This window comes from Burkholderiaceae bacterium DAT-1, from assembly GCA_019084025.1.
In the GTDB taxonomy this organism is placed as follows: Bacteria; Pseudomonadota; Gammaproteobacteria; order Burkholderiales; family Chitinimonadaceae; genus DAT-1.
Genome location: JAHRBI010000003.1, coordinates 111174 through 133225, shown reverse-complemented (window position 1 = coordinate 133225; position 22052 = coordinate 111174). Strand labels below are relative to the sequence as shown.

General features: G+C 57.7%; 24 protein-coding genes. 18 read left to right on the top strand and 6 right to left on the bottom strand.

What is annotated here, in order from left to right:
- Positions 1-102 precede the first annotated feature (102 nt).
- From ahpC to KSF73_06600, 3 genes are all read left to right on the top strand, one after another.
- Positions 103-666 (top strand): peroxiredoxin, encoded by a 564-nt coding sequence (gene ahpC, locus KSF73_06610; protein MBV1775384.1) that lies wholly within the window; start codon positions 103-105, stop codon positions 664-666.
- Positions 667-836: 170 nt separating this feature from the next.
- Positions 837-2390 carry an alkyl hydroperoxide reductase subunit F gene (gene ahpF / locus KSF73_06605; protein MBV1775383.1) on the top strand — a complete coding sequence of 518 codons (1554 nt, stop codon included), beginning with the start codon at positions 837-839 and terminating at the stop codon, positions 2388-2390.
- A 43-nt stretch (positions 2391-2433) separates the two neighbouring features.
- Complete coding sequence (locus KSF73_06600; protein ID MBV1775382.1) at positions 2434-2853, top strand: hypothetical protein; 420 nt, start codon at positions 2434-2436, stop codon at positions 2851-2853.
- A 22-nt stretch (positions 2854-2875) separates the two neighbouring features.
- Here KSF73_06600 and KSF73_06595 read toward each other — a convergent pair whose 3' ends face one another.
- The 6 genes from KSF73_06595 to KSF73_06570 all read right to left on the bottom strand — a co-directional run bounded on the left by KSF73_06595 (position 2876) and on the right by KSF73_06570 (position 7713).
- Positions 2876-3949 carry an alginate lyase family protein gene (locus KSF73_06595; protein MBV1775381.1) on the bottom strand — a complete coding sequence of 358 codons (1074 nt, stop codon included), beginning with the start codon at positions 3947-3949 and terminating at the stop codon, positions 2876-2878.
- 88 nt (positions 3950-4037) lie between these two features.
- Positions 4038-4355, bottom strand: a complete 318-nt coding sequence (locus KSF73_06590; GenBank protein MBV1775380.1) for a hypothetical protein — start codon at positions 4353-4355, stop codon at positions 4038-4040.
- A 121-nt stretch (positions 4356-4476) separates the two neighbouring features.
- The gene (locus tag KSF73_06585; GenBank protein ID MBV1775379.1) at positions 4477-5220 is read right to left on the bottom strand and encodes a hypothetical protein; all 744 of its coding nucleotides are present in this window, start codon (positions 5218-5220) and stop codon (positions 4477-4479) included.
- A 139-nt stretch (positions 5221-5359) separates the two neighbouring features.
- Positions 5360-5854 carry a GAF domain-containing protein gene (locus KSF73_06580; GenBank protein ID MBV1775378.1) on the bottom strand — a complete coding sequence of 165 codons (495 nt, stop codon included), beginning with the start codon at positions 5852-5854 and terminating at the stop codon, positions 5360-5362.
- 96 nt (positions 5855-5950) lie between these two features.
- Positions 5951-6577 carry a peptide chain release factor H gene (prfH, locus tag KSF73_06575; GenBank protein ID MBV1775377.1) on the bottom strand — a complete coding sequence of 209 codons (627 nt, stop codon included), beginning with the start codon at positions 6575-6577 and terminating at the stop codon, positions 5951-5953.
- Positions 6574-7713, bottom strand: coding sequence for an RNA ligase RtcB family protein (locus tag KSF73_06570; GenBank protein MBV1775376.1), 1140 nt, complete (start codon positions 7711-7713; stop codon positions 6574-6576). The genes prfH and KSF73_06570 overlap by 4 nt, the downstream gene beginning before the upstream one ends.
- A gap of 418 nt (positions 7714-8131) precedes the next feature.
- On the opposite strand from KSF73_06570, the gene KSF73_06565 reads away from it, so the two are divergent.
- From KSF73_06565 to KSF73_06495, 15 genes are all read left to right on the top strand, one after another.
- Complete coding sequence (locus KSF73_06565) at positions 8132-8734, top strand: hypothetical protein (GenBank protein MBV1775375.1); 603 nt, start codon at positions 8132-8134, stop codon at positions 8732-8734.
- Between the two features lie 121 nt (positions 8735-8855).
- Positions 8856-9359 (top strand): hypothetical protein, encoded by a 504-nt coding sequence (locus KSF73_06560; GenBank protein MBV1775374.1) that lies wholly within the window; start codon positions 8856-8858, stop codon positions 9357-9359.
- A gap of 60 nt (positions 9360-9419) precedes the next feature.
- Positions 9420-9899 carry a GNAT family N-acetyltransferase gene (locus KSF73_06555; GenBank protein ID MBV1775373.1) on the top strand — a complete coding sequence of 160 codons (480 nt, stop codon included), beginning with the start codon at positions 9420-9422 and terminating at the stop codon, positions 9897-9899.
- 127 nt (positions 9900-10026) lie between these two features.
- Positions 10027-10218 (top strand): hypothetical protein, encoded by a 192-nt coding sequence (locus KSF73_06550; protein MBV1775372.1) that lies wholly within the window; start codon positions 10027-10029, stop codon positions 10216-10218.
- Between the two features lie 69 nt (positions 10219-10287).
- Complete coding sequence (locus KSF73_06545; protein ID MBV1775371.1) at positions 10288-12879, top strand: PAS domain-containing protein; 2592 nt, start codon at positions 10288-10290, stop codon at positions 12877-12879.
- Between the two features lie 76 nt (positions 12880-12955).
- Entirely contained in the window at positions 12956-13345 is a 390-nt protein-coding gene (locus KSF73_06540) for a hypothetical protein (GenBank protein MBV1775370.1), read from the top strand.
- Positions 13342-13956, top strand: coding sequence for a DUF3267 domain-containing protein (locus tag KSF73_06535; GenBank protein ID MBV1775369.1), 615 nt, complete (start codon positions 13342-13344; stop codon positions 13954-13956). The genes KSF73_06540 and KSF73_06535 overlap by 4 nt, the downstream gene beginning before the upstream one ends.
- Before the next feature lie 82 nt (positions 13957-14038).
- The gene (locus KSF73_06530; GenBank protein MBV1775368.1) at positions 14039-14551 is read left to right on the top strand and encodes a DinB family protein; all 513 of its coding nucleotides are present in this window, start codon (positions 14039-14041) and stop codon (positions 14549-14551) included.
- Positions 14552-14561: 10 nt separating this feature from the next.
- On the top strand, positions 14562-15098 hold the full coding sequence (locus KSF73_06525) for an NAD(P)H-dependent oxidoreductase (protein ID MBV1775367.1): 537 nt from the start codon (positions 14562-14564) through the stop codon (positions 15096-15098).
- 111 nt (positions 15099-15209) lie between these two features.
- Positions 15210-15785, top strand: a complete 576-nt coding sequence (locus tag KSF73_06520) for an RNAase (protein MBV1775366.1) — start codon at positions 15210-15212, stop codon at positions 15783-15785.
- Positions 15786-16433: a DsbA family oxidoreductase gene (locus tag KSF73_06515; GenBank protein MBV1775365.1), complete on the top strand. Its 648-nt coding sequence runs from the start codon at positions 15786-15788 to the stop codon at positions 16431-16433.
- 161 nt (positions 16434-16594) lie between these two features.
- Entirely contained in the window at positions 16595-17917 is a 1323-nt protein-coding gene (locus tag KSF73_06510; GenBank protein ID MBV1775364.1) for a TolC family protein, read from the top strand.
- A gap of 11 nt (positions 17918-17928) precedes the next feature.
- Positions 17929-18996, top strand: coding sequence for an HlyD family efflux transporter periplasmic adaptor subunit (locus KSF73_06505; GenBank protein MBV1775363.1), 1068 nt, complete (start codon positions 17929-17931; stop codon positions 18994-18996).
- Positions 18978-20897, top strand: coding sequence for an ATP-binding cassette domain-containing protein (locus KSF73_06500; protein ID MBV1775362.1), 1920 nt, complete (start codon positions 18978-18980; stop codon positions 20895-20897). The genes KSF73_06505 and KSF73_06500 overlap by 19 nt, the downstream gene beginning before the upstream one ends.
- Positions 20894-22048, top strand: coding sequence for an ABC transporter permease (locus tag KSF73_06495; protein MBV1775361.1), 1155 nt, complete (start codon positions 20894-20896; stop codon positions 22046-22048). The genes KSF73_06500 and KSF73_06495 overlap by 4 nt, the downstream gene beginning before the upstream one ends.
- Positions 22049-22052: the final 4 nt, after the last annotated feature.

Here is a 22052-nt window from a genome sequence, read left to right as displayed (position 1 = left end):
ATTTTAGCTATCGACTGGCTTAATAAAATCAATTAGACCTATTTTGATGTAGCGCCTACTATGCATTCCGTAGACAACTTACTTCTCAACAGGAGCACCACCATGTCGTTGATCAATACCCAAGTCCAACCGTTCAAGACCCAGGCATTCCACAATGGTCAGTTCGTTGAAGTGACCGAAGCATCACTGAAGGGCAAGTGGTCCGTGCTGGTGTTCATGCCGGCTGCGTTTACATTCAACTGCCCGACCGAAGTGGAAGATGCAGCTGAACAATACGCAGAATTCCAGAAGGCTGGCGCTGAAATCTACATCGTCACCACCGATACCCATTTCTCGCACAAGGTGTGGCACGAAACCTCCCCGGCAGTGGGCAAGGCAAAGTTCCCGCTGGTGGGTGACCCGACTCACGCCCTGACCCGTGCTTTCGGCGTACACATCGAAGAAGCCGGCCTGGCCCTGCGCGGCACCTTCGTGATCAATCCGGATCTGGTGATCAAGACTGCCGAAGTGCACGACAACGCCATTGCCCGTGACATGAAGGAAACCCTGCGTAAGCTGAAGGCTGCCCAGTTCGTTGCCAACAACCCGGGTCAAGTGTGCCCGGCCAAGTGGAACGAAGGTGCCAAGACGCTGACACCGTCGCTGGACCTGGTCGGCAAGATCTAATCTGCCTGACGCATTTCCTGCCGCAGGGCGACAGCCCTGTTTCCCTGCGGCAATTCTGACGGTGTCCAGTGAAGAGCAGTTGCATCGCGACGATTCTTCTCTGCGACATCGGTAAATACTACACCGGCCTCGTCGCATGCCGTCGGGTCCGCTCGTTCTGGAGAACCATCATGCTCGACTCATCCATTGCCGCCCAACTCAAAGCCTACCTCGAACGCGTCAGCCAGCCGATCGAACTGATCGCCTCGCTCGATGAATCCGCTGCATCTGCTGATATGCGCGAATTGCTGGGTGAAATCGCCCAACTGTCGCCGCTGGTGAGTGCCCGTTTTGATGGCGTGCATAGCCGCCGTCCATCCTTCGCGATTGCCCGCACCGGTGAAACGCCGCGCATTCATTTTGCCGGTCTGCCGATGGGCCACGAATTTACTTCGCTTGTGCTGGCGCTGCTGCAAACCGGCGGCCATCCGCCCAAGCTGGATGCCAGCCAGATCGAGCAGATTCGCGCTATTTCCGGCGAATTCAAGTTCGAGACCTTTATTTCGCTGACCTGCCACAATTGCCCGGACGTGGTACAGGCGCTGAACACCATGGCCGTGCTGAATCCGGCCTTCGAAGCCACGATGATTGATGGCGGTCTGTTCCAGCAGGAAATCGAAGATCGCCAGATCATGGGCGTGCCGTCGGTGTATCTGAATGGTCAGCCTTTCGGCAATGGCCGCATGAGTCTCGAAGAGATACTCGCCAAGGTGGATACCGGCGCAGCGGCACGCGAAGCCGCCGCCCTGTCGACCAAGGATGCATTCGACGTGCTGGTGGTGGGTGGTGGTCCGTCCGGCGCATCTGCAGCGATTTATGCCGCACGCAAAGGCATCCGCACCGGCGTGGTCGCAGATCGATTTGGTGGTCAGGTGCTCGATACGCTCGGCATCGAGAACTTCATCTCGGTGAAGGCCACCGAAGGCCCGAAACTGGCCATGGCGCTGGAGCAGCACGTCAAGGATTACGAAGTCGACATCATGAGCGGCCAGCGCGTCAGCAAGATCGAACCTGCTGCGCAAACCGGCGGCCTGCATACCGTGATCACTGAAAGCGGCGCCACACTCAAGGCCAAGGCGCTGATCGTCGCCACTGGCGCACGCTGGCGCGAAATGAATGTGCCGGGCGAGCAAGAATACAAAACCCGTGGCGTGGCCTTCTGCCCGCATTGCGATGGCCCGCTGTTCAAGGGCAAGCGCGTGGCCGTGATTGGTGGTGGCAATTCCGGCGTGGAAGCCGCGATTGACCTCGCCGGTATCGTCGCCCACGTCACCCTGCTGGAGTTTGGCGACAGCATGCGCGCCGACGCCGTGCTGCAAAAGAAGCTGCTGAGCCTGCCGAACGTGACCACCATCATGAACGCCCAGACCACTGAAGTGACAGGTGATGGTCAAAAGGTGAACGGACTGCGCTACAAGGATCGCGTCAGCGGCGAAGATAAGGCCATCGAACTCGAAGGCATCTTCGTCCAGATCGGCCTCGTGCCCAATAGCGATTTCTTGAAGGGCACTGCCGAATTGTCACCGCGCGGCGAAATCATCATCAACGATCGCGGCGAAACCTCTGTGCCCGGAATTTTCGCAGCAGGCGATGCCACGACTGTGCCCTACAAGCAGATCATCATTGCGATGGGTGAAGGGGCGAAGGCGAGTTTGTCGGCGTTTGATTATTTGATCAGGCACTAGAGTGATAGCATGTGTTGATTGATGACTGTTTATAAATCGATACATGCCACTTCCTTATTTCATCCAGACTCAGCGCCCATCGCCAAGCCTTTTCAAGCTGGCTGATGGGCGTTTCCAATTAGTGGACGGAGCAGAGCCGACCTTGTTCATGCCGGGATTTGACTACCTCGTCATGTCTCGGGTCTTGGCTGAATACCTGCAATCGCTTGCTATTCAACGCATCACGATGCATCCGGTAACCGTCTTCCATCGTGGTACCGGAAAGACATGGTCTGACTATTTCAATGTGGAAGTGGGACAATATTTTCAGCAGGATCAAATTCATGATTTGAATCTGGAAGGTGACCGCATATTGGTTATGGGGAATGGGAATTTCTTTGCCAGTCCTGCTTTGGCGCTCAAGCTGGCAGAGCACTTTCCTGAGTTGCGAATGATTGAGGGAATCGGTTTTTTTGCAGCTTAATTGACATGAAATGTGTCCACAATTATTGGGCGATTTCCCCAAACAACACCCCGAATTCCAGTCCGTTATGCGACAACTGCATTGAATTCAGTACCTGCGCGGCCTCCGCATTCGGGTAATGGCGTTGCAGGAGCGAAAAATAGGCTGCATTGCGAATGCCATTCAGTTGACCCTGATTGGCTTCGAAGTACGGAAAGGTCTCCGGGTGCAGGGTCCAGTTAGCGGCGCGGGCATAGGCGCGACCCAGCAGTGTACCGGCAGGGGTATCCCAGACGGGTTGACCTGCAGTTGCGAAGAGCTGGGCTGCCAGCGCGCTGGGTAACAGCGTGTAATGCGTGTAGGCAAGGCCGCTTTTACCTTTGTGCGGGCCATCGCAATAGTTGTTGGTATCGCTGCGACAGATTTCCAGTGGCAGGCTGCCATCGTCGGCAATCTGGCGGGGTAACAGGGTCAGCCAGCGATCGCGATTTCGGTTGAGCAGTGTCTCGTCGCCCAGATAGGCGGCAATCACCGATTCCATCCAGATGCCCCAGTTGGCGTGATTGTTTTTGTAGCTGGCATGCGAGTGCGGCAGGGCATGCTGAACGAGCAATGCACGGAATGCGTGATCGTCCCAGTCTGTGTGGCCGCGCACAAAGCCGGCGGCCAGCACCATCTGCGGGATAAAGAAATTCATTTCGGTGCCACCCTGCTTGGAACCGACGGTCTGCAGCGTGGTGGCCCAAGCATCCAGTATGCGCGTGGTCTGTGCAGCAAAGCGAGGCTGATGGGTGAGCGCAAAGCAGAGTCCGGCACGGTAGGCCACCGCACCATCTTTATCGAACTGCTTGGAAATATCCGTCATCACCGAGCCGGTATCCGTGTAGTGGGGGGGCGGCGAAAAGTCGGCAACCGGTGAGGCAGCATGCGCTAACTCTTTTTCGCAGCGCTTGAGCAACGGTGCGTTTCGCGCATTATTGCCCTTAATGGCATCCATCCCGGCAGGCCCGATGAGCAGCGGAGCGGCCATGCAGGCGGCCAGACAGAGGTAGGTATGCACTGCGAGCAGCAGGCTGGACAGGCAAGGGCTGCGCAGCCGGATCGTGAAAAATGTCATATGCGTGGATCGACCGCAGGGAGAATCGCAGTGCGGCCGACCTTGTGGAATGTATCGATGGCGCTAGTCTGACAAACTTGGATGACGTTCACCACTCTCCCAGCATCTTAGCCAGGCCCAGCACTGCACCGGCCGCGCACATCACGGTTACGCCAACCTGAAACAGTCGAGCGTTGAAATTCATGGGTTCGACGGGCGCAGTCTGCTCGCCGTCTTCAGATTTGGCATGATCAGCAAACACGCCGCTGATCAAAAAGAAGATCGCTGCCACCACCGGGCCGAGCACGGCATACAGTCGCGACCCCGGATGGCTGACCACCCATGCAAATCCGAAGGTAAACGCAACACCTGCAAAGCCGGCTGCGATTGAGTAATGGCGGGCGATTTTGTTCCAAGTGTTGTTCATGATGCTGTCCTCTGGTGTGTGTTTGGATGTGTGCATTTTCACCAAAGGACAGCTGCGGCAGTAGTGTCAGGTATCAGGACTTGCGGGTGACATTTGTCATGTAACGCCTCGGCTTCGTGGCTCAATGTGCGGGCGTTGAAGCCAGTTGCCTGATTTTCTTGGCAACCGCTCGGCCAAGTCTGGCGTGGGTGGCGGGTGAGTAATGCAGGCCGTCCAGTCCGTCTACCTTGATGACGTCGCCAGCGTTCAGGCAGGCGGCACCCTGCTCAATCGCGACCTTGCACATCAGCGAACCGAGCTGCGGCGATTGCGCGGCGGCATGGGCGCCAAAATCATCGCGGAAGTCCGTTTTGCTGGTGTCGCCGATTGGTGCAGGTGCAATCACTAGAATGCGTGGTGCTTTCCAAGCTACATGGGGCACAAGGTCCTGCTTGGCGAGTTCCAGCACGCTTTTTAAGGAGGCCGCGATATCGGTGTTGGATTTGTGGAAATGATCAATCAGATCATTCGTGCCGAGCGAAAGCACCAGCACGTTCACGGGGCCTTCGACATGCATTGCCAGTGGCAGGCGGCGTTTGCCATTCAGGTCGAGCGCATCCAGCGTGCCAATCCCTTTGGGGAAATCCGTATCCAGCGTGCGCCCCGGCAAACCGTTGACGCTGACCTGATAATCCCTGCCCAGCGCAGCTTTCATTACACCGGGCCAGCGAACCGCATCACCAAAACGGGGTAATTCCTGATCATCCTGTGCAGATTGCCAGCCGTAGGTATTCGAATCGCCATAGACCAGCACGCGCACAGGTTCAGCCTGCACGCTACCCAGTGTGACCCCCAGAAAAGCCAGTGCGACCATCCATTTTTTCATGTCTATTCCCCCGTTAATGTGAGGGCACAATGCGGGATGTCGAATCTGACGTCAATCTTGTGGTGACAGAATGCTTAAGGTACTGATCAAGCGGGAAATAGGCGGATAAAGTGCAATGAGGCGATGACGGAAAACTGCTTCAGCGTTTGGCTTGCGAGCGCAATTGTTCGCACTCTAATTCTGCCGCGACGCGACCCGACAGAAACTGCAGAATCAGAGCAATTTCATGCGGATGTGCAATCTGGCTGGTGTGCTCGATGGCGATCAGGCCGAGGGCATGGCCATCGATCGCCATGAGCGGATGGCCGCAATAGGCATCGATGGACCGCACCGATGGAAATTTCTCGTTGATCTTGCAGTCAATGGTCACGGGTTTGCCGCTCAGCACAGTTTGACAGGGCACCCCTGCCAGTTTGTAGGTGAACGATTCTTTTAGATTCTGGGCATCGGCAATCACGATAGCGCGGGCACTATCGGGTTGATCGGCGAGCTGCTCGGCAATGAAGGCATAGCGCACCTCCAGTAGCCGTGTCAGACACAGCACCAGCGCGCTTAGGTATTTCGGGCCGCGATATTGGGCGGTCAGGGTTTCCAGTTTGCCGATTCTGGGAACCACCCAGTCGAGATTGGCCATGCCAGCAAGTCTCCATGCAAGGGGTGCCGCACTTCATTGTGGAACACCCGCATGCATGGCGAAACCTGGCCGTGCGCAGCCCGATAGACGGTGGGATCAGGCCGGGGTGAAGTCCGGCCCTTTGAACATCCGCGCCGCGTTACCCCTTTCCAGCTGGTGGTGTTCCAGTCGCCGGTCGCTGCGTTGCTGCGCCTGAATATCGGCGGCACGCTCACTCAGTTTCAGGTGAATCAGCGCGATGGCCAGACGCTTGTTGGCATGCTGGCTACGCTCGCTTTCCACCCGTACGCTGATGCCGGAAGCGACGTGCGTGGCGCGAATGGCCGACGAGGTTTTGTTCACATGCTGCCCGCCGGGGCCGGATGCGCGCGTGGCCTCGAAACGAATATCGGCAATCTGCGCATCGTCACTGCTTTCACTTGCGACCGCCCATTGGGTGATGCCGATAAACCAGTTTTTGCGCGGATGACGCGGCCGGAATGGGCTGGGGCAGGTCCATTGCACCGTGCCGACCCAGCTTGCCGCCAGTGCCGCAGCCTGTTCGCCTTCCAGACTCAGCAGCAATGAGCGCAAGGTGCCCCGTTCGGGGCCTGCCAGCTGCTCGATTTCCGCCACGCGCACATTCATCGCCCGCGCCTCCGCCATCAAACGGGCAGCGGCTTTGACCACCGCCAGACAGCATTCCGCCGGTCCCTGCGCTGCGCTGATTTGTAGCAACCTCATTCGCAGCACTCCCCTCGGGTCTTGTAGGTGAGCACTGGCTTGAGGCGCGCCATCACGCGGACCACGCCTGCATCGACCATCGCCGCAATCACCGAATCAATAGGCTTATAGGCTTCGGGCGCTTCCTCGTAGATCAGAAAGCGATCTTCGCAGATCACCTCGCTGCCGAGTCGGGTACGGCTCAGTTGCGCGTGCGTATGCCGCTTGCTGACCCGCGCCTTGCATTCGCTGCGCATCCAGCGTCGCCCCGCCCCATGCGCCAGCGAATACAGGCTCGCCAGCGTGCCTGTCGGGTGCACCAGATAGCTGTAATCCCCCCGCGAACCGGGGATCACCACTGGTCCCTGATCAGCAGGCGTCGCACCCTTGCGATGCATCCAGCCAGACTCGCCGGCAATCGTCGCGGGGGTCATCAGATTGTGGTGAATATCGAGCACGCGCTGGCCGCTGGTGCGCAGTCGCGCCAGCATGCGTTCGGCGATCAGGATGCGGTTGGCATCGGCAAAGGCGAGCGCATGATCATGCCGCGCCAGATAATGACGCGCAGCCTTGGATGCCACATCCAGTCCGGCATGTCCGTGCAGGCGCATGTGTTCATCGAGAATCGCCTGCCCCAGTCCGCGCGAGCCGCTATGCACCAGCAACTGCAGATGCCGCTTGGATAGCCCCAGCGTCGCCACGCCTTCCGCGTCGTAAATCTCGTCGAGACACTGGATTTCGGCAAAATGATTGCCGCCGCCAATGGTGCCCAGCGCACCGGCATAGCCCGCTGCCTCCGGCAGTAGCTCGGCGATGCGCGGCAGCCAGTCTTCATCCAGCGGGCCATCGAGATTGCCCAGTCGTTCATTCAGCTTGGAAAGCTTGACTGAATGCGCCTCCAATTCCGTTTGCCACAGCGCCATGCCGCAGCCGATATCGCTACCGATCAGCGCCGGGTAAATCAGCCCCGTCGAGAAAAAAGCTGCCCCCACCGGATGCCCGCGACCGGGGTGCAGATCCGGCATCCCGGCCACGCGGCGCATGCCGGGCAGTGCGGCGGTGTGTTGTAGTTGCTGGATCGCCAGTCCTTCGATCCAGGTGTCAGCGCGCGCAATCAGCGTCACACCATCAGAAAGTGTCTGTATGGAATTGCCCATAAGGTTCCGTATGAAAAGCCAGATTCAAGAAAAAATGAAATGGCAGATCCGGCCCGGGGCAGGGCGATGCGCACAGGCGCACGAACGCGAGCAAAGAGACGTCAGTCAGCGTGCTTCAGGTGCTGCAATCAGCAGCACGAATGCGAATGCGACGTAGCGCCGGAACATGTTCCGGCAAGACGCTCAACCCAGGCAGGATCTGCAAGGAAGAGAAAGGGAACGGGACATGATGATTTCCTCCTGTGCAGTGGGGTTGAACGAAAAGTGAGGGGGCAGTGTGGCATGCAGTGGAGGCTGGGGTCAAGGGGGTGTGTTGTGGGGAGGATGTGGGTCTGGCATGATTGGTGCGGGTATCGATCTAGGTTGAATTTCTGCAATTCAGTAAACAACTTGATATAAAAACTTAAAGGCGATTTAAATGAAGTTTTTGCATTTAATTGTTATTTCATTGTGCTTTTTCTATTCAAATGTTCATGCTGAAGTGTGGGCGTATAGCGTTACCGGAAAGCAAGTTTCTAATTGTGAAAGGCGAACAGAGAAAACTATTGATGAAGTCTGGGATAATCTGGAAAGGGCGACCGGGCTTGAGTTTGATATATCAAGGGATATTAGGGTTATCCCCGGTTACATTATGCAAAATAGAGCAAAAGGTATTGAGTTTACATTTTATCCAAGTCAGCACTCCTGTGCTTTCGAGCGCGCAGGTATTGAATTAATGCTCTCGGGAGATATTGTTGGGTTAAAAATGCTGCGGGATCGACTTGGCCAAGCAGAGAAGCGTGCCGCAATGAGCCCTGCAGATATTGATCAAAAAGATAAGCAAGTTTGGATTAATTTTTTTGCGGGTTGTACTGATTCAGTATTAAAAAGTCAGACTGTATTAAAAGGTGGACTTCAAAGGATGGTGGATTTTTGTGATTGTGTGGCTCGTAAAGAGATAGGCTCCCCTAGTGATAAACGGGAGTTAAACGATCAAATTGTTAATAATGAGAATGTTATTGCTTGCTTGAAATCTGAATAATTTTTACCTGAAATGCAAATTTGCTTTGTAAGGTAGAGGTGCTGAAGGTTGTGTGGTTTTGATGCGAGTAAATTAAAACTTATTCTGTATGGTTTTCTCTGCGGGCTGCGGGATTTATTTGATGAGTCGTCGTGCACTTATTTTAATAACAAGTTTGCTTGCCCTGATCGCATTGGCCGGGGTGATCAGTTTATTCGCATCATCCCTAAAACCCAGCGAAAATGCATACGCGACGCTGGCGCGCGTCAGTATTGCTAATCTGCAGCCTGAATCATTTGCCTATGTTCCTGATCCGGCCGCGCTTGATCATCGTCCGGCTGATCTGTTGCTGATTAAACGGAAAGACGGATCGCTGAGTGTGTGGCGGGTGCCTGTCAGGGATGGGCTGCATGTAATGCCCGACATCCACTGGTGGCGTCCCGGTCCGGTGTGCAAACGATTTGAACCAGACTTCGGCGCCGGTACGATTGAGTGCAAAGACAACGATCTTGATGCGTGGCAGAGGCAAACCTATCGCTGGCGGCTGGATGGCAAGCATGAGACGGGTCAGGTAGATGACATGTGGGCGGTGAATGGAGAGGTGGCGGGTAGCGACTTTGTGATACAGCCTATTCAACAGATGTGAATCGTCCAGCAGCGTCCGACTCATCCAATTCTTCTGTAAAAAACAGGCAGGAAGCACGTTGTGAACATCCGTAATTTCAAACCCGACGATGCCCCGGAGATCAATGCGCTGGCCTTGCTGGCATTTGATCAATTCAAGGATCGCTATGAAGACTGGCCGGGATTTCGTACCCGGATCGGCAATATGGCTGGGTTGGCGGACACCGGGGAGATCATCATTGCCGAAGTGGAAGGCGTGATCGTGGGGGCGGTGGCCTATATCGGCGCGCATGCTGCAAAGCCTGCTTTTTTCCGGCCGGAATGGCCGATCATGCGGATGCTGGTTGTATCGCCTGCGGCACGCGGGCAAGGCATTGGTCGGGCGCTGGCGGAGGCATGTCTGGCACGTGCACGGCGGGATGGTGCCACGATGTTTGCGCTACATACCAGCGAGCTGATGCAAATCGCTTTGCCCATGTATCTACGGATGGGATTCGAGTGGGCGGCAAATACCCCCGATATTCACGGTGTAAAGTATAGCGTCTACACTAAGTCTCTTTAAATACAGTGCGTTAGTCTGATTTTTAGAATGTGCGCTCGACGTTGCTGTTATGCCCATTCCTGTCAAAAACCAAGCACAAATCGTGTGCAACTGTCAGAATAGTCCGTTGACCTGGGGGAAGGATGACATGCTGAAACTCATTGCCTGGTGCATCCTGTTTGTATTGTGCTGGCCATTGGCGATTGCCGTACTGGTGCTATGGCCGGTGATCTGGCTGATCTCGTTACCCTTCCGGCTGGTTGGTATTACATTCGATGCGATTTTCGACCTGCTGGGTGCCATACTGCGTTTACCATCCCGTCTGATTGGCGGCCGCTGACGACACGTGCTGCAATCAACTGCTGTGAACAGGAGGCTGGCTTTTTGCCATGTGTAGCAGGCATTGCCGATGAATAAGCACGCAAAACATTTGATCCGGCTGCTGGGTGTGTTCATGCTCAGCACAATGGTGGCGCTCGTGTACGAGCTCATCAAGGAGCATCTCGTCGCCGAAAGACTGACGCGCTGGGAATCGCACGGGATCACCATCTTCCTCACCTCCTGTCTGGCGGCGTTCGCTGCCGACCTGTATTTCCGGCATGCAGCCCGTCATCGCGAGCAGTTGCAGGCATTTCAGAAACGCACCGATGCATTCAGCAAGACATTGCTGGATTCACTGCCCGTTGCGGTGTTCTTCAAGGATCGTGAAGGTCGGTACCTTGGCTGCAACACGCTCTTTGCCGATATCATGGGTGTGACCGATGTCTCGATTCGCGGCAAGACCGTGATGGATCTCTGGCCGAGTGATCTGGCCGCGACCTACCACCAGAAAGATCTCGAACTGATGGCCAACCCGGCCGTCCAGCGCTATGAGTTCCGCATCAAGGATCGTCATGGTGAACTGCGCGATGTCATTTACGGCAAGTCCGTGTTCCGGGATGAACATGGAGAAGTTGCGGGGATTATTGGTTCCTTTTTCGACGTGACAGACAAAAAGCGTGACGAGTTGCGCATTCTCGAACTCACGCAGACGCTTAACTCCGCGCTGGATACCTCCGAGCGACAGCGCGGCGAACTCACCGCACTGTTGGCAGCCATGTCCGATCTGGTCTGGATGAAGGATGCAACGGGGGTGTATCTATCCTGTAATCCGGCGTTTGCGCGTCTGCTGGGTAAACCATCTGAAGCGGTTGTGGGCCAACGTGATGCAGCACTCTTTTCATCTGCTGTCGCGCAATCTCGAGAGCATGAAGATAAGCAGGCAGCAATCCAGACCACGCCTGTCGTGGTGGAGGAGTGCCTGCATGGGACCGAGTGCGAGGAGCGCCGCTTCGAGACGATCCGGACGGCTGTGCGTGCACCTGATGGCCGACTGATCGGGATCATGGGCGTAGCGCGTGACATGACGCGTCTGCACACCTTGATGGACGCGCTGGCTCAGGCGCGGGATGAAGCCGATGCGGCTAATCGTGCCAAAAGTGCATTTCTCGCCAATATGAGCCATGAAATCCGCACCCCCATGCATGCCATGATCGGAATGGCAGAATTGGCGCTGAATACCGAACTGCCACCCAGAGCGGTCGAGCAGATCAGCCGGATCAGGTCGGCCGCAGAAGCGCTGATGGTGATTCTGAATGATATTCTGGATTTCAGCCGCGTCGAGGCGGGTCGGATTGCGCTGGAGTCAACATCGTTTACCCTGAATTCATTGTTTGAACGCGTGACGGGGGTGATCGGATTACAGGCTGAGCAGGCCGGTATTCGACTCCGTGTCGAGCTCGGGCAAGCAGGGGACTGGATGCTTGCGGGGGATCCGCTCAGGCTGGCTCAGGTGCTCATCAATCTGGGCAGCAATGCGATCAAGTTTTCTCCTGCCGGTGAGGTGGTGTTGTCGGTGAAGGTCATCGACGAAGCAGGGGAAAGCGCGGGGCTTCGCTTTGCGGTTGCGGATCATGGAATTGGCATGTCAGTCGAACAGCAGGCATTGCTGTTTCAGCCTTTTTCGCAGGCTGACTCCTCTACCACGCGCAAATACGGGGGATCTGGACTGGGTCTCTCTATCTGCCGGCAGCTGGTCGAGTTGATGGGCGGAACCATCCGGGTTGAGTCTGATCTGGGGCGAGGCAGCGAGTTCAGCTTTGTCGTCTCCTTGCCTGTGCAGAGCCGGGACGGGGCCGCTTACGAGGTTGTGCGCACAGCGATTGCCCCGCTATCCGGGCTGGATAATCCGGAATGGGCGCAACTGGTAGGTGTGGACGTACTGGTGGTAGAAGATATCGACATCAATCAGGAAATCATTTGCGAGTTGCTTCAGCAGGCAGGGGTGTGTACCCGTCTGGCTCGAAATGGCCGGGAGGCGCTGGAGGCAGTGGAGATGCGCCGCCCTGATCTGATCTTGATGGATATTCAGATGCCGGTGATGGATGGCTATACGGCAACACGGCATCTGCGAGCGCGCCCGGAATTCAGGGATTTGCCTATCATCGCGCTGACTGCAAATGCGCTGCACGAGGAGCGTGACAAGTGCTTTGAGGCGGGCATGAATGCCCATGTCACCAAGCCGGTCAAGCTGGATGTATTACGGGATACGATGCTGGCTTGCGTGGGTAAACGAAGTAGTGCAAGCACCGCATCTGCCGAATCGGTCGAGCAGATGCCTGATCTCCATCTGCCCGGAATCGACGTGGAAAAGGGGCTCGCATATGTAGGCAAAGTGCCCTTGTATTTGCGGGTGCTGGGTAAGTTTCGTAGTCGCCATGGCATTACATTTGTTCCCGATTTCGAGCGCGCGCGGCTGGCGCAGCAACAAGACGAGCAGATCCGGCTGGCTCACTCACTCAAGGGCGTAGCCCGAACGCTGGGCGCCATGCAGCTGGGCGATCTGGCCGAACAATTGGAAGCTTCGTGCAGGGCGGGACAGGCGTCCGAGACGATGCGCCTGCTAGCGGAAACCGCCTCCGAATTGAAACGCGTGTCCGATGGCCTGCTTGTACTCGAATAATGCCTACCGCTGCGCGGTTGCCCTCTGCACGAGCAAGGCAGTTCACGGTATAGTGCATCCTCTTTGAAGTAAAAATATGACGGAGTCATTTGTGCTGATGTTTGGCATGCTCGCTGTATGCGTGATCCTTGCTTATGGAGTGGCCTTGCTGGCGAACCGGATGTGCGCGCGTCTGGTGCTCAATCCCTGGCATGGCGTCTCTATAGGTGCGTTTGTTGGCTGGTTAGGTGGAACAGTTGCCTGTTTTGTCTGGTCAGCCGGTGGTTTATCGGTGGTCGCAATCGGACTGGCGCTTGCGCTATTGCTTGCGTGGGTGGGGACATGGCTGGCACCGCGCTGGGCGTTGACCCATGCAGCGCCCCCTGATTTTGTGAAAGCCGCCACCATTGCAATTCATACCGATGATCTTGAGGAGGATGAATTTGTGCAGGCGGCCAGGCAGCAACTCCGGAACAAGCGACATTGAAATTCGTATCTGGCTCCCCGCCTGAGACATTCGCGCCAGGCGAGCAATGGCGGCGACTGGATGAGCCAGAGCCACAGGCCTTAATGCGCCATCTGCTGCCACTCATGATCGTGGCAGTGGTGACACTTCCCATCATCTGGGGGTGCATTGGGCTGAAGCGGGGGGCGTGGCAGCAGTTAATGAACGAGCCAACCCTCGCGTTCCATGTGCCGATCATGTTCATTTCATTTCTCGGTATGGTGGTCGTGCACGAAATGATTCATGGCGTATGCCAGCCTGGCTGGGGTGTGTCTGATCAGACCGTCTACGGCGTGATGCGCAAAGAGGGCTTTGTGTACGCGTTCTACGAGGGGGAGCTGAGTCGCAATCGACTGTTAATGATCTTGCTGGCGCCCTTCTGTGTCATCACGCTGTTTCCGTTGCTACTGGTATGGCATTTCACGGTACCGCCGATATTGTTCATGTATCTGGCCTGGTACGCCTGCTTAAACGGTATCAGTGCGGCTGCCGACCTGTACGGATCATGGCTCATCTGGCAGCAAGTGCCTGCCTCTGCCCGTGTGCGAAACCGGGGCTGGTTTACCTACTGGACGACCGCCAACCTGCCTTGACGCCGGTGTATGTGAACTGTCTCTGTTCATATCCGGTGAAAATATGACATGGTATGCGTTTTCCCCGCATGAGGGCCGCACCATGTCCGTGTCTTCGCTTTTCTCGCTGTTTCAATACAAAAACTGGGCGAATCGCGAACTCCTTTCGCTGATGGCAACCGTGCCGGATGCCCAGGCTGATGCTCGCCATCAGGCGATCCGTTTTCTCAATCATATTTATGTGGTTGACCGGATATTCCAGGCACACCTGCAGGCGGTCCCGCACGGTTATGACGCAACCAATACCAAAGAGACGCCCGCGCTCGCCGAACTGGATGCTGCGGTAAGTGAGGTAGACGCTTGGTATCTGGCTTATGTGCAATCGCTTTCAGAGGCAAGTCTGGCAGAGCCGGTGACGTTCGAATTTACAGATGGCGATCGTGGCACCCTGACCCGAGAAGAAATGCTGCTGCACATCATCACGCATGGTGGCTATCATCGCGGCAATGTCGGGCAGATTCTGCGCGGCATGGGGATGGCACCGCCGCGTGACATCTACACACGTTTTCTGCATCAGGCAGAGCCGCAGCGCAGGTCCCCCGATGCCGGTAAATAGTCTTCCGGTCATGCGGGTGCTGGCAGTCAGCGGCAGTTTGCGTGCGGTCTCGATCAACTCGGCGTTCTGTCGGGCCGCAGCCCGCCTTGCGCCGTCCTCCGCTGCGGTTACCGTATTTGATGGCATGGCCGCCTTGCCCCTGTTTAATCCCGATCTGGAGTCGGCTGTGCCGCCTACGGTGCAGGCATGGCGGCAGGCTGTCGCGGCGTCGGATGTACTCCTGATCGCCAGCCCTGAATACGCGCATGGTCTGTCCGGGGTAATGAAGAATGCACTGGACTGGTTGGTTTCATTCGAACCTGCAGCATATAAGCCGGTTGTGCTCGTGAATACGGCACCGCGTGCATCGCATGCCTGGCTCGCGATGTGCGAAGTTTTACGTACCATGTCCCTGCAGTTAATCGAGCCCGCCTCACTGACGTTCCCCCTGATCGGGGAGTGCACCCACGAGCATGCGATGATTGAAAACCCGACCGTGTGTGCCTTGCTGGCGCGTATGTATATCGCCATGCGAGCCGGTTGGCTTGGCGTAGAGGCTCATGGATGAGCCTGATCTGGTCAGGTAATCATGGCAAAGTTGCCCCGATTTAATCTGTAGGCAATATGCGGCATACTGCGCCCATCCGAGGGCGCAATTTCATTAAAAAAGGTTACAAGCGTGCTGAATCGCAATCTGTATCTGATCAAAGAACATGTCGGTGCATTCAAATTCAATGGTGCATACGACATCATGGATCCGGAATCGCAAGCCATTATCGGTGTAGCCAAAGAAGACCCGGGCACACTGATTCATATCCTGCGTCTGCTTATAAACAAGCAAATGCTGCCAACCAAGGTGGAGATCAGCGAGCGCGAAGGTGGCCTGCCAGTGCTGGTGATCAAGCGTGGCTTTTCCTTGCTGCGTTCCCGTGTGGAAGTGGAAGATGGTCATGGCAAATTGCTCGGCTATTTCAAATCCAAGTTGTTGTCGATCGGCGGCGGGTTTTACGTGTTCGATGCACGTGATCAGCAGATCGCCGAAGTAAAGGGCGACTGGAAGGGCTGGAATTTCACATTCCTCAGCGGTAACGGTCTGGAAATGGGTTCAGTCAGCAAAAAGTGGGCGGGTCTGGCCAAGGAGCTGTTTACCTCTGCCGACAATTACGTCGTGTCGATTGGTGCAGGTTATGAAGCACAGACTCCGCTCCTGCTGGCGGCGGCGCTGGCGATTGATATTGTGTACAAGGAAGGTTAAATGACCACTCCCATCCGCATCGATTTTGTATCCGACGTTGTCTGCCCGTGGTGTGCCATCGGCATGCATTCCCTGTTGCGTGCGCTGGAGATGCTGCGCGACGAAGTCTCGGTTGATCTCCATATCCGCGCGTTCGAGCTGAATCCGGCGATGGTGCCGGAAGGCGAAGATCTGGCTGCGCATCTGGCCGGGAAATATGGTGCGGGGCCGGAGCAGTTTGCGCGTACGCACGATATGCTGAAGGCGCGTGGCGAAGAGCTGGGGTTTGTGTTCGACCTGAGCAAGCGAAGCCGGATCTATAACACCTTCGACGCACACCGCCTGCTGCATGCAGCGGGGCTAGCCGGCAAGCAGTTGCCGCTGAAGCTGGCCTTGCTGGCAGCTTATTTCACCGAAGGCCAGAATATCTCTGATCATGCGGTTCTGCTGGATGTGGCGGATTCGGTTGGGCTGGATCGTGCAAGCATGCAGGAGGTGCTGGCGAGTGACGCGCATGCTGAGGCGGTGCGCCAGGAGGAGGCATTCTTCCAGCAGGCGGGTATCAGCGCCGTGCCATCAGTGATTGTGAACGAGCGGCATCTGATTCAGGGCGGCCAGCCTGTTGAGGCCTATGTCAACGCGCTGCGGCAGATTGTCGCGGCGGGCTGATCCGCTTTTCTCTGTGTTTGATCGAGGCAGCCGGACATGTTCCGGCTGTTCGTTTATCCGCTGCCTAGATCATCGGACATGATTCTTGATCAGGATCAAATGTACAAAATTGGTTTGCACTACACTTATAACTGACTAATTGTTCAGTTATGGTGAGTGCAATGAAGCATCTGCGCCCCCTATGGGTGTTGACCAGCATGCTGGCGGCAAATGTTCAGGCCGAGACGCTTGATGAAGCCTGGCAGGCTGCATTGGCGAGTAATGGCCGCGTCAAAGCCGCTGCGTATCAGGATGATGCGGCTGCGCTGCAGGTCCGTGCAGCGAAATCGCTGGATGTGCCGAGTGTGAATCTGCTGGCCACGTCGCAGCATCTGGGTGGACCACCCGAGGCCAGTGTGGATACCAGTCCGCTGGCCGGAAAACTGGCGCATACGCCGTTTGCCGGGCTGCTGCCGTCTTCCCTGGCGATGCCACTGTCCGAGCGCAATGTGCAGCTGGCGAGTTTGTCGCTGACCTACTCCCTCTATACCGGCGGCCGGATTCGCGCCGCGCAGGATGCGGCAGGCGCACAGCAGGATCTGGTGGCAGCACAAGGGCGCTCGCTGCGGCTGACGATCAAGCTAAGTGTCGCCGAGGCCTATCTGAATGTCTTGCGTGCGCAGGCAGCCGAACAGGTTGCACAGCAGGCACTCGCTACCGTGCAGCGCCATCTCGATGATGTCATCAAGCTGGAGGCCGAAGGGCTGGCCGCGCCGGTAGAACGCCTGACTGCGCAAGTGGCCCGCTCCGATGCATCGGCCAAGCACATCGAAGCGCAGCAGGCGCTGGAGATGGCCTGTAGCGCCTACAACCAGCTGCTGGGTCGTCCGCTGGATGTCACGGTCACACTGGCGCCCGTGCAATGGCCAGCACGGGATGATCTACCTCATGCTGATTTGCTGAATCGCGCCCGCGCACAGCGCCCCGAATTGCAGGGGCTGAATGCCGGGCAAACCGCCTTGCGTGCGCAGGCCACTGCCGTGCGCGGCGAAGATAAGCCGCAAATCGCACTGCAAGCTATGCAGCTGAACTGGAATGGCCTGCCGACCACCAGCAACCGGACCACTGCAATTGGTGTGGTGATGAACTGGTCGCTGTTTGATGGCGGCGTGAATCGCAATAAGGCCGGTGCGCTGCGTGCACAAGCCGATGCGGTGGCCGAGCAGCAGCGCGATGCCGAGTCTGCCATTGCGCTGGACGTCCAGCACAGCGAAACCGCCTTGCGAAACGCACGCGCCCGGCTGCAGGTGGCCGCCGATAGCGGCACCCTCGCCGAAGAAGCCCTGAAACTCACCGATGCACGCTACCACAACGGACTGGCAAACCAGACCGAATGGCTGGCGGCGCAGACCCGACTCAACGATGCACGCCGGACCCGCCTCAATGCGGATTTCGACCTGCAACTCGCCCGCATGCGCCTGCTGAAGGCCGTGGGTGATCTGTAAGAGAGACCGATATGACCGCAAAACTGAACCTGAAATCGCTGGCGCCCGTTGCAGGTGGCCTGTTGCTGGCCGCGCTGGTGGCGGGGGTGCTGCTGCATCGTGATGAAGGCAAGGCACCGGAGGGGCTGGTATTTACCAATGGCCGTCTGGAAAGTGACCGCATTGCAGTGGCCAGCAAAGTGCCGGGCCGCATTGCCACCATGCTGCATCAGGAAGGCGAACTGGTTGAAGCGGGGACGCTGCTGGCAGAATTGGACGATAGCCAGATTCGCCCGAAAGTGGATGCCGCCCGTGCGCAGGTTGACGCCCTGACCGCGCAACTGGCTGCTAAAACCGCTGAGGTTGCGGTCGCACGCAAGGAAGTTCCACTGGGGATTGCCGCCAGCGAGGATCAACTGGCACGCGCCCGTGCACAGGCTGAACAAACCCGACGCGATGCGGATCGCATGGCTCGTCTGCGCGAGCAGGGCGTAATCGACGCACACCATGCCGAACAGGCCACACTGGCGGCAGTGGCGGCTGTCACCCAGCGCGATCAGGCCGACAAACAACTGGCCAGCGCCAGACTCGGACATGACAAGGTTGCCGCCAGCGAAACGGCGTTGAAAGCGCTGCAAGGGCAGCTGGATGCGGCAAAGGCGCAATTGGCCGAGGCACAGGCTGCGCTGGATGAAACCCGCGTCAAGGCGCCCGTGAAAGGTGTGATTGCCGTGCGTGCGCGTGAAGCGGGTGAAGTGGTGGGGGCGGGTGGCACCTTATTCGAGTTGTACGATCCAGCGCAGCTGTATCTGCGCGCCTATGTACCGGAAACCGAGATCGGCAAGTTGAAGCTCGGGCTGGCTGCACGGGTGTGGATCGATGCCGCGCCGGATCATCCCTATACCGCCTCGCTGACCCATATCGCCAATCGTGCCGAATTCACACCCAAGGAAGTGCAGACCCATAACGAGCGCGTGAAGCAGGTGTTTGCCGTGAAATTGCTGCTGGTGCCGGAAAAAGATGTGCGTCTGGCGCCTGGTCTGCCGGCCGATGCTGCCATTCGCTATCGCGAGGATGCCGCATGGAAGTCGCCGCAGTGAGCAACCCGCTGATCGAAGCGCGTGGTCTGTGCAAACGCTATGGCGCAGTCATGGCGCTGGATGCGCTCGACCTGTCGGTGCAGCCGGGCGAGATGTTCGGCCTGATCGGGCCGGATGGTGCGGGTAAATCCAGCCTGATGAAGACTGTGGCGGGCGTGCTGTCCTATGAAGTCGGCACGCTTAAGGTGTTCGGCACCGACATGCAGACCGAAGCCGCGACTGAATCGGTCAAGGGCAAGCTCGGGCTGATGCCGCAAGGGCTGGGCCAGAATCTCTATCCCGAGCTAAGCATCGAAGAGAATGTCGATTTCTTTGCGCGTCTACGTCTGGTGCCTGCTGATGTCGCCGCCGAACGCAAGGAGCAGCTGCTGGCGATGACGCGTCTGGCCGCCTTCCGTTCGCGTCCGATGAAGCAGCTTTCAGGCGGGATGAAGCAGAAGCTGGGACTTGTCTGTACGCTGATTCATGCACCCGAACTGATCGTACTGGACGAACCGACCACCGGTGTCGATCCGGTGTCGCGACGCGATTTCTGGGCGATTCTGTCCGAGTTGTTACAGGAAACCCGTTCCACCGCGCTGGTGTCCACGGCCTATATGGACGAGGCGAGCGCATTCGACCGCGTCGCGCTGATGCACGAAGGCCGCATCCTCGCCATGGGCACACCGGATGCCATCCGGCTGGCGCAACCCGGCGCCGTGCTGACCCTGCCGGATCTGAGCGGCGATGAAGTACAGACACTGGCGCGCGAGATTGGCTATATGGAGCCACGCGGCAGTGAGTGGCGACTGTATGTACCGGAAGTCAGTGGTGCAGCGGCGACGCTCAAAATAGGCGGTGTGCTGAAGCGGCCGGTGCAGGCAACCGTGGCCGAACCGGATCTAGAAGATGCCTTTATTGCCCGTGTGGGCGAGGCACAGGTCGGCTTGCCGGTGACCGCGCAGGCAGATCAATCCGATGTAGCCGAGCCGCTGATTGTGGCCGACGGCCTGACCCGCACGTTTGGTGCATTCCGCGCGGTGGATAATGCCACCTTCAAGGTGATGCCGGGCGAGGTGTTCGGCTTGCTGGGTGCCAATGGTGCAGGCAAGACGACCGTGATCAAGATGCTCACCGGCATTCTGCAACCCAGCGAAGGCATGGGCCACGTGGCGGGTGCCGATATGCGCACGGCCGGACGCGAGATCAAATCACGGATCGGCTATATGTCGCAGGCGTTTTCGCTGTACACCGATCTGACCGCCATCGAAAACATCCGTCTCTACGCTGCCATTTACGGGCTGGACGCAGCACGTACCCGCGAGCGCGTCGACTGGATCGTGCAGATGGCCGGGCTGGCTGGACACGAGCAGGCGCTGGCTGCCAGTCTGCCCATGGGCTTGCGCCAGCGGCTGGCACTGGGTTGTGCGCTGGTGCATTCGCCGCGCGTGCTGTTTCTCGACGAACCCACTTCCGGTGTCGATCCGATTGGCCGTCGCCAGTTCTGGGACATCCTGTTCCGTCTGGCGCGCGAGGATCAGGTGGCTGTGCTGGTCACGACGCACTACATGAGCGAAGCCGAGCGTTGCGACGATCTGGCGTTGATGTTTGCGGGGAAGGTGGTGGCCAGTGGTTCCCCCGCCAAGCTGAAATCCGAGCTGATCGCCCGGCGTGGCGCGCTGATGTCCTTTGACTGTAGCGATCCGCGCAAGGCGTTGAGCCTGCTGCGCGACAGCGACCTCGACATCGCCCTGCATGGCCGCAAGCTGCATCTGTTTGCGCCTGATCCCGAGGCGGTACGTGTTGATGTCACGGCGCTACTGTCCGGTGCGGGCATGGCGGTGGAACGCTGGGAAGCCCGTCCGGTGAGCATGGAAGACGTATTTGTGGCATTGATGACCGAACTGGAGCACAGCGCATGAATATCCAGCGCATCATGGCCTACGCCGTCAAAGAATGGCGCGAAATCACCCGCGACCGTCTGTTTTTCAGTCTGGCGTTTATTGTCCCGCCGCTGCTGATCCTGTTGTTTGGTGCGGGGCTGTCGCTGGATGTCGAGCACATTCCCTTTGCCTGGGTAGATGAGGATCACAGCGCCGAGAGCCGCGACTATCTGGCGCGCTTTTCCAGCGGGGTGATGTTTGATGATCACGGTGCGATTGCACACGCCGACGAACTCGCACGGCGCATGGCCAGTGGCGAAATCCGCGCGGCTGTCATTATCCCGCATGGCTTTGCAGCGCATCTGGCCGCAGGCAAACCCACCACGGTACAGACCCTGATCGATGGCAGCTTTCCCTCGCGTGCCCTCACCACGCAGGGCTATGTGGACGCTATCAATGCCGACGCTAATCTGGCCCGCATCAGCAAAACAGTGTCCGAGCAAGCCGGGATGACCGAGGTGCAAGCCCGCAAGCGACTGACGCCGATCCGTCTCTCGGTGCGCTATCTCTACAACGAAGCCGTGAAATCGATCTGGTCGATCGGACCCAAGCTCATCATGGTGATCCTGATGATTTCGCCGCCGTTTCTCACCGCGCTGGGCGTGGTGCGCGAAAAGGAAAGCGGGGCGATTTTCAATCTCTATGCCTCTAATCTCAGTCGCGGCGAATATCTGCTGGGCAAGCTGGCGCCCTATGTTGGGATTTCCTTCCTTAATGCCTGGGTGCTGTGGGCGATTGTGGTGCTGGGATTCGGTGTGCCTTTCCGGGGCGAGATCGTGTTCTTTACGGTGGCGACGGCGGTGTATGTGCTGTGTACCACCGGGATCGGGCTACTGGTATCCGTGCTGACCCGTACCCAGATCGCCGCGATGATTGTGACCACCATTGTGACGGTGGTGCCTGCCGTGCTGTATTCCGGCGTGCTGATTCCGGTGCCCTCGCTCAGTGGCGCAGGGCAGTGGATCGCCCATGCGCTGCCCGCCATGTATTACACCGATATCGTCACCGGCTGCTTCCTCAAAGGTAGCGGATTGGCCGAGATGTGGCGCGAACTGGCGGTGCTGGCCGCCTATGCGCTGGCCCTGTTTACCGCAGGCTACCGCCTGATGAGCAAGCGCCCGGCGCAGTAAGGAT

Excerpts from the sequence above, each read along its gene's own strand:
- ahpC (MBV1775384.1), top strand. The coding sequence starts at position 103 with ATGTCGTTGATCAATACCCAAGTCCAACCGTTCAAGACCCAGGCATTC.
- ahpF (MBV1775383.1), top strand. The coding sequence starts at position 837 with ATGCTCGACTCATCCATTGCCGCCCAACTCAAAGCCTACCTCGAACGC.
- KSF73_06600 (MBV1775382.1), top strand. The coding sequence starts at position 2,434 with ATGCCACTTCCTTATTTCATCCAGACTCAGCGCCCATCGCCAAGCCTT.
- KSF73_06595 (MBV1775381.1), bottom strand. The coding sequence starts at position 3,949 with ATGACATTTTTCACGATCCGGCTGCGCAGCCCTTGCCTGTCCAGCCTG.
- KSF73_06590 (MBV1775380.1), bottom strand. The coding sequence starts at position 4,355 with ATGAACAACACTTGGAACAAAATCGCCCGCCATTACTCAATCGCAGCC.
- KSF73_06585 (MBV1775379.1), bottom strand. The coding sequence starts at position 5,220 with ATGAAAAAATGGATGGTCGCACTGGCTTTTCTGGGGGTCACACTGGGT.
- KSF73_06580 (MBV1775378.1), bottom strand. The coding sequence starts at position 5,854 with ATGGCCAATCTCGACTGGGTGGTTCCCAGAATCGGCAAACTGGAAACC.
- prfH (MBV1775377.1), bottom strand. The coding sequence starts at position 6,577 with ATGAGGTTGCTACAAATCAGCGCAGCGCAGGGACCGGCGGAATGCTGT.
- KSF73_06570 (MBV1775376.1), bottom strand. The coding sequence starts at position 7,713 with ATGGGCAATTCCATACAGACACTTTCTGATGGTGTGACGCTGATTGCG.
- KSF73_06565 (MBV1775375.1), top strand. The coding sequence starts at position 8,132 with ATGAAGTTTTTGCATTTAATTGTTATTTCATTGTGCTTTTTCTATTCA.
- KSF73_06560 (MBV1775374.1), top strand. The coding sequence starts at position 8,856 with ATGAGTCGTCGTGCACTTATTTTAATAACAAGTTTGCTTGCCCTGATC.
- KSF73_06550 (MBV1775372.1), top strand. The coding sequence starts at position 10,027 with ATGCTGAAACTCATTGCCTGGTGCATCCTGTTTGTATTGTGCTGGCCA.
- KSF73_06545 (MBV1775371.1), top strand. The coding sequence starts at position 10,288 with ATGAATAAGCACGCAAAACATTTGATCCGGCTGCTGGGTGTGTTCATG.
- KSF73_06540 (MBV1775370.1), top strand. The coding sequence starts at position 12,956 with ATGACGGAGTCATTTGTGCTGATGTTTGGCATGCTCGCTGTATGCGTG.
- KSF73_06530 (MBV1775368.1), top strand. The coding sequence starts at position 14,039 with ATGTCCGTGTCTTCGCTTTTCTCGCTGTTTCAATACAAAAACTGGGCG.
- KSF73_06525 (MBV1775367.1), top strand. The coding sequence starts at position 14,562 with ATGCGGGTGCTGGCAGTCAGCGGCAGTTTGCGTGCGGTCTCGATCAAC.
- KSF73_06515 (MBV1775365.1), top strand. The coding sequence starts at position 15,786 with ATGACCACTCCCATCCGCATCGATTTTGTATCCGACGTTGTCTGCCCG.
- KSF73_06510 (MBV1775364.1), top strand. The coding sequence starts at position 16,595 with ATGAAGCATCTGCGCCCCCTATGGGTGTTGACCAGCATGCTGGCGGCA.
- KSF73_06505 (MBV1775363.1), top strand. The coding sequence starts at position 17,929 with ATGACCGCAAAACTGAACCTGAAATCGCTGGCGCCCGTTGCAGGTGGC.
- KSF73_06500 (MBV1775362.1), top strand. The coding sequence starts at position 18,978 with ATGGAAGTCGCCGCAGTGAGCAACCCGCTGATCGAAGCGCGTGGTCTG.
- KSF73_06495 (MBV1775361.1), top strand. The coding sequence starts at position 20,894 with ATGAATATCCAGCGCATCATGGCCTACGCCGTCAAAGAATGGCGCGAA.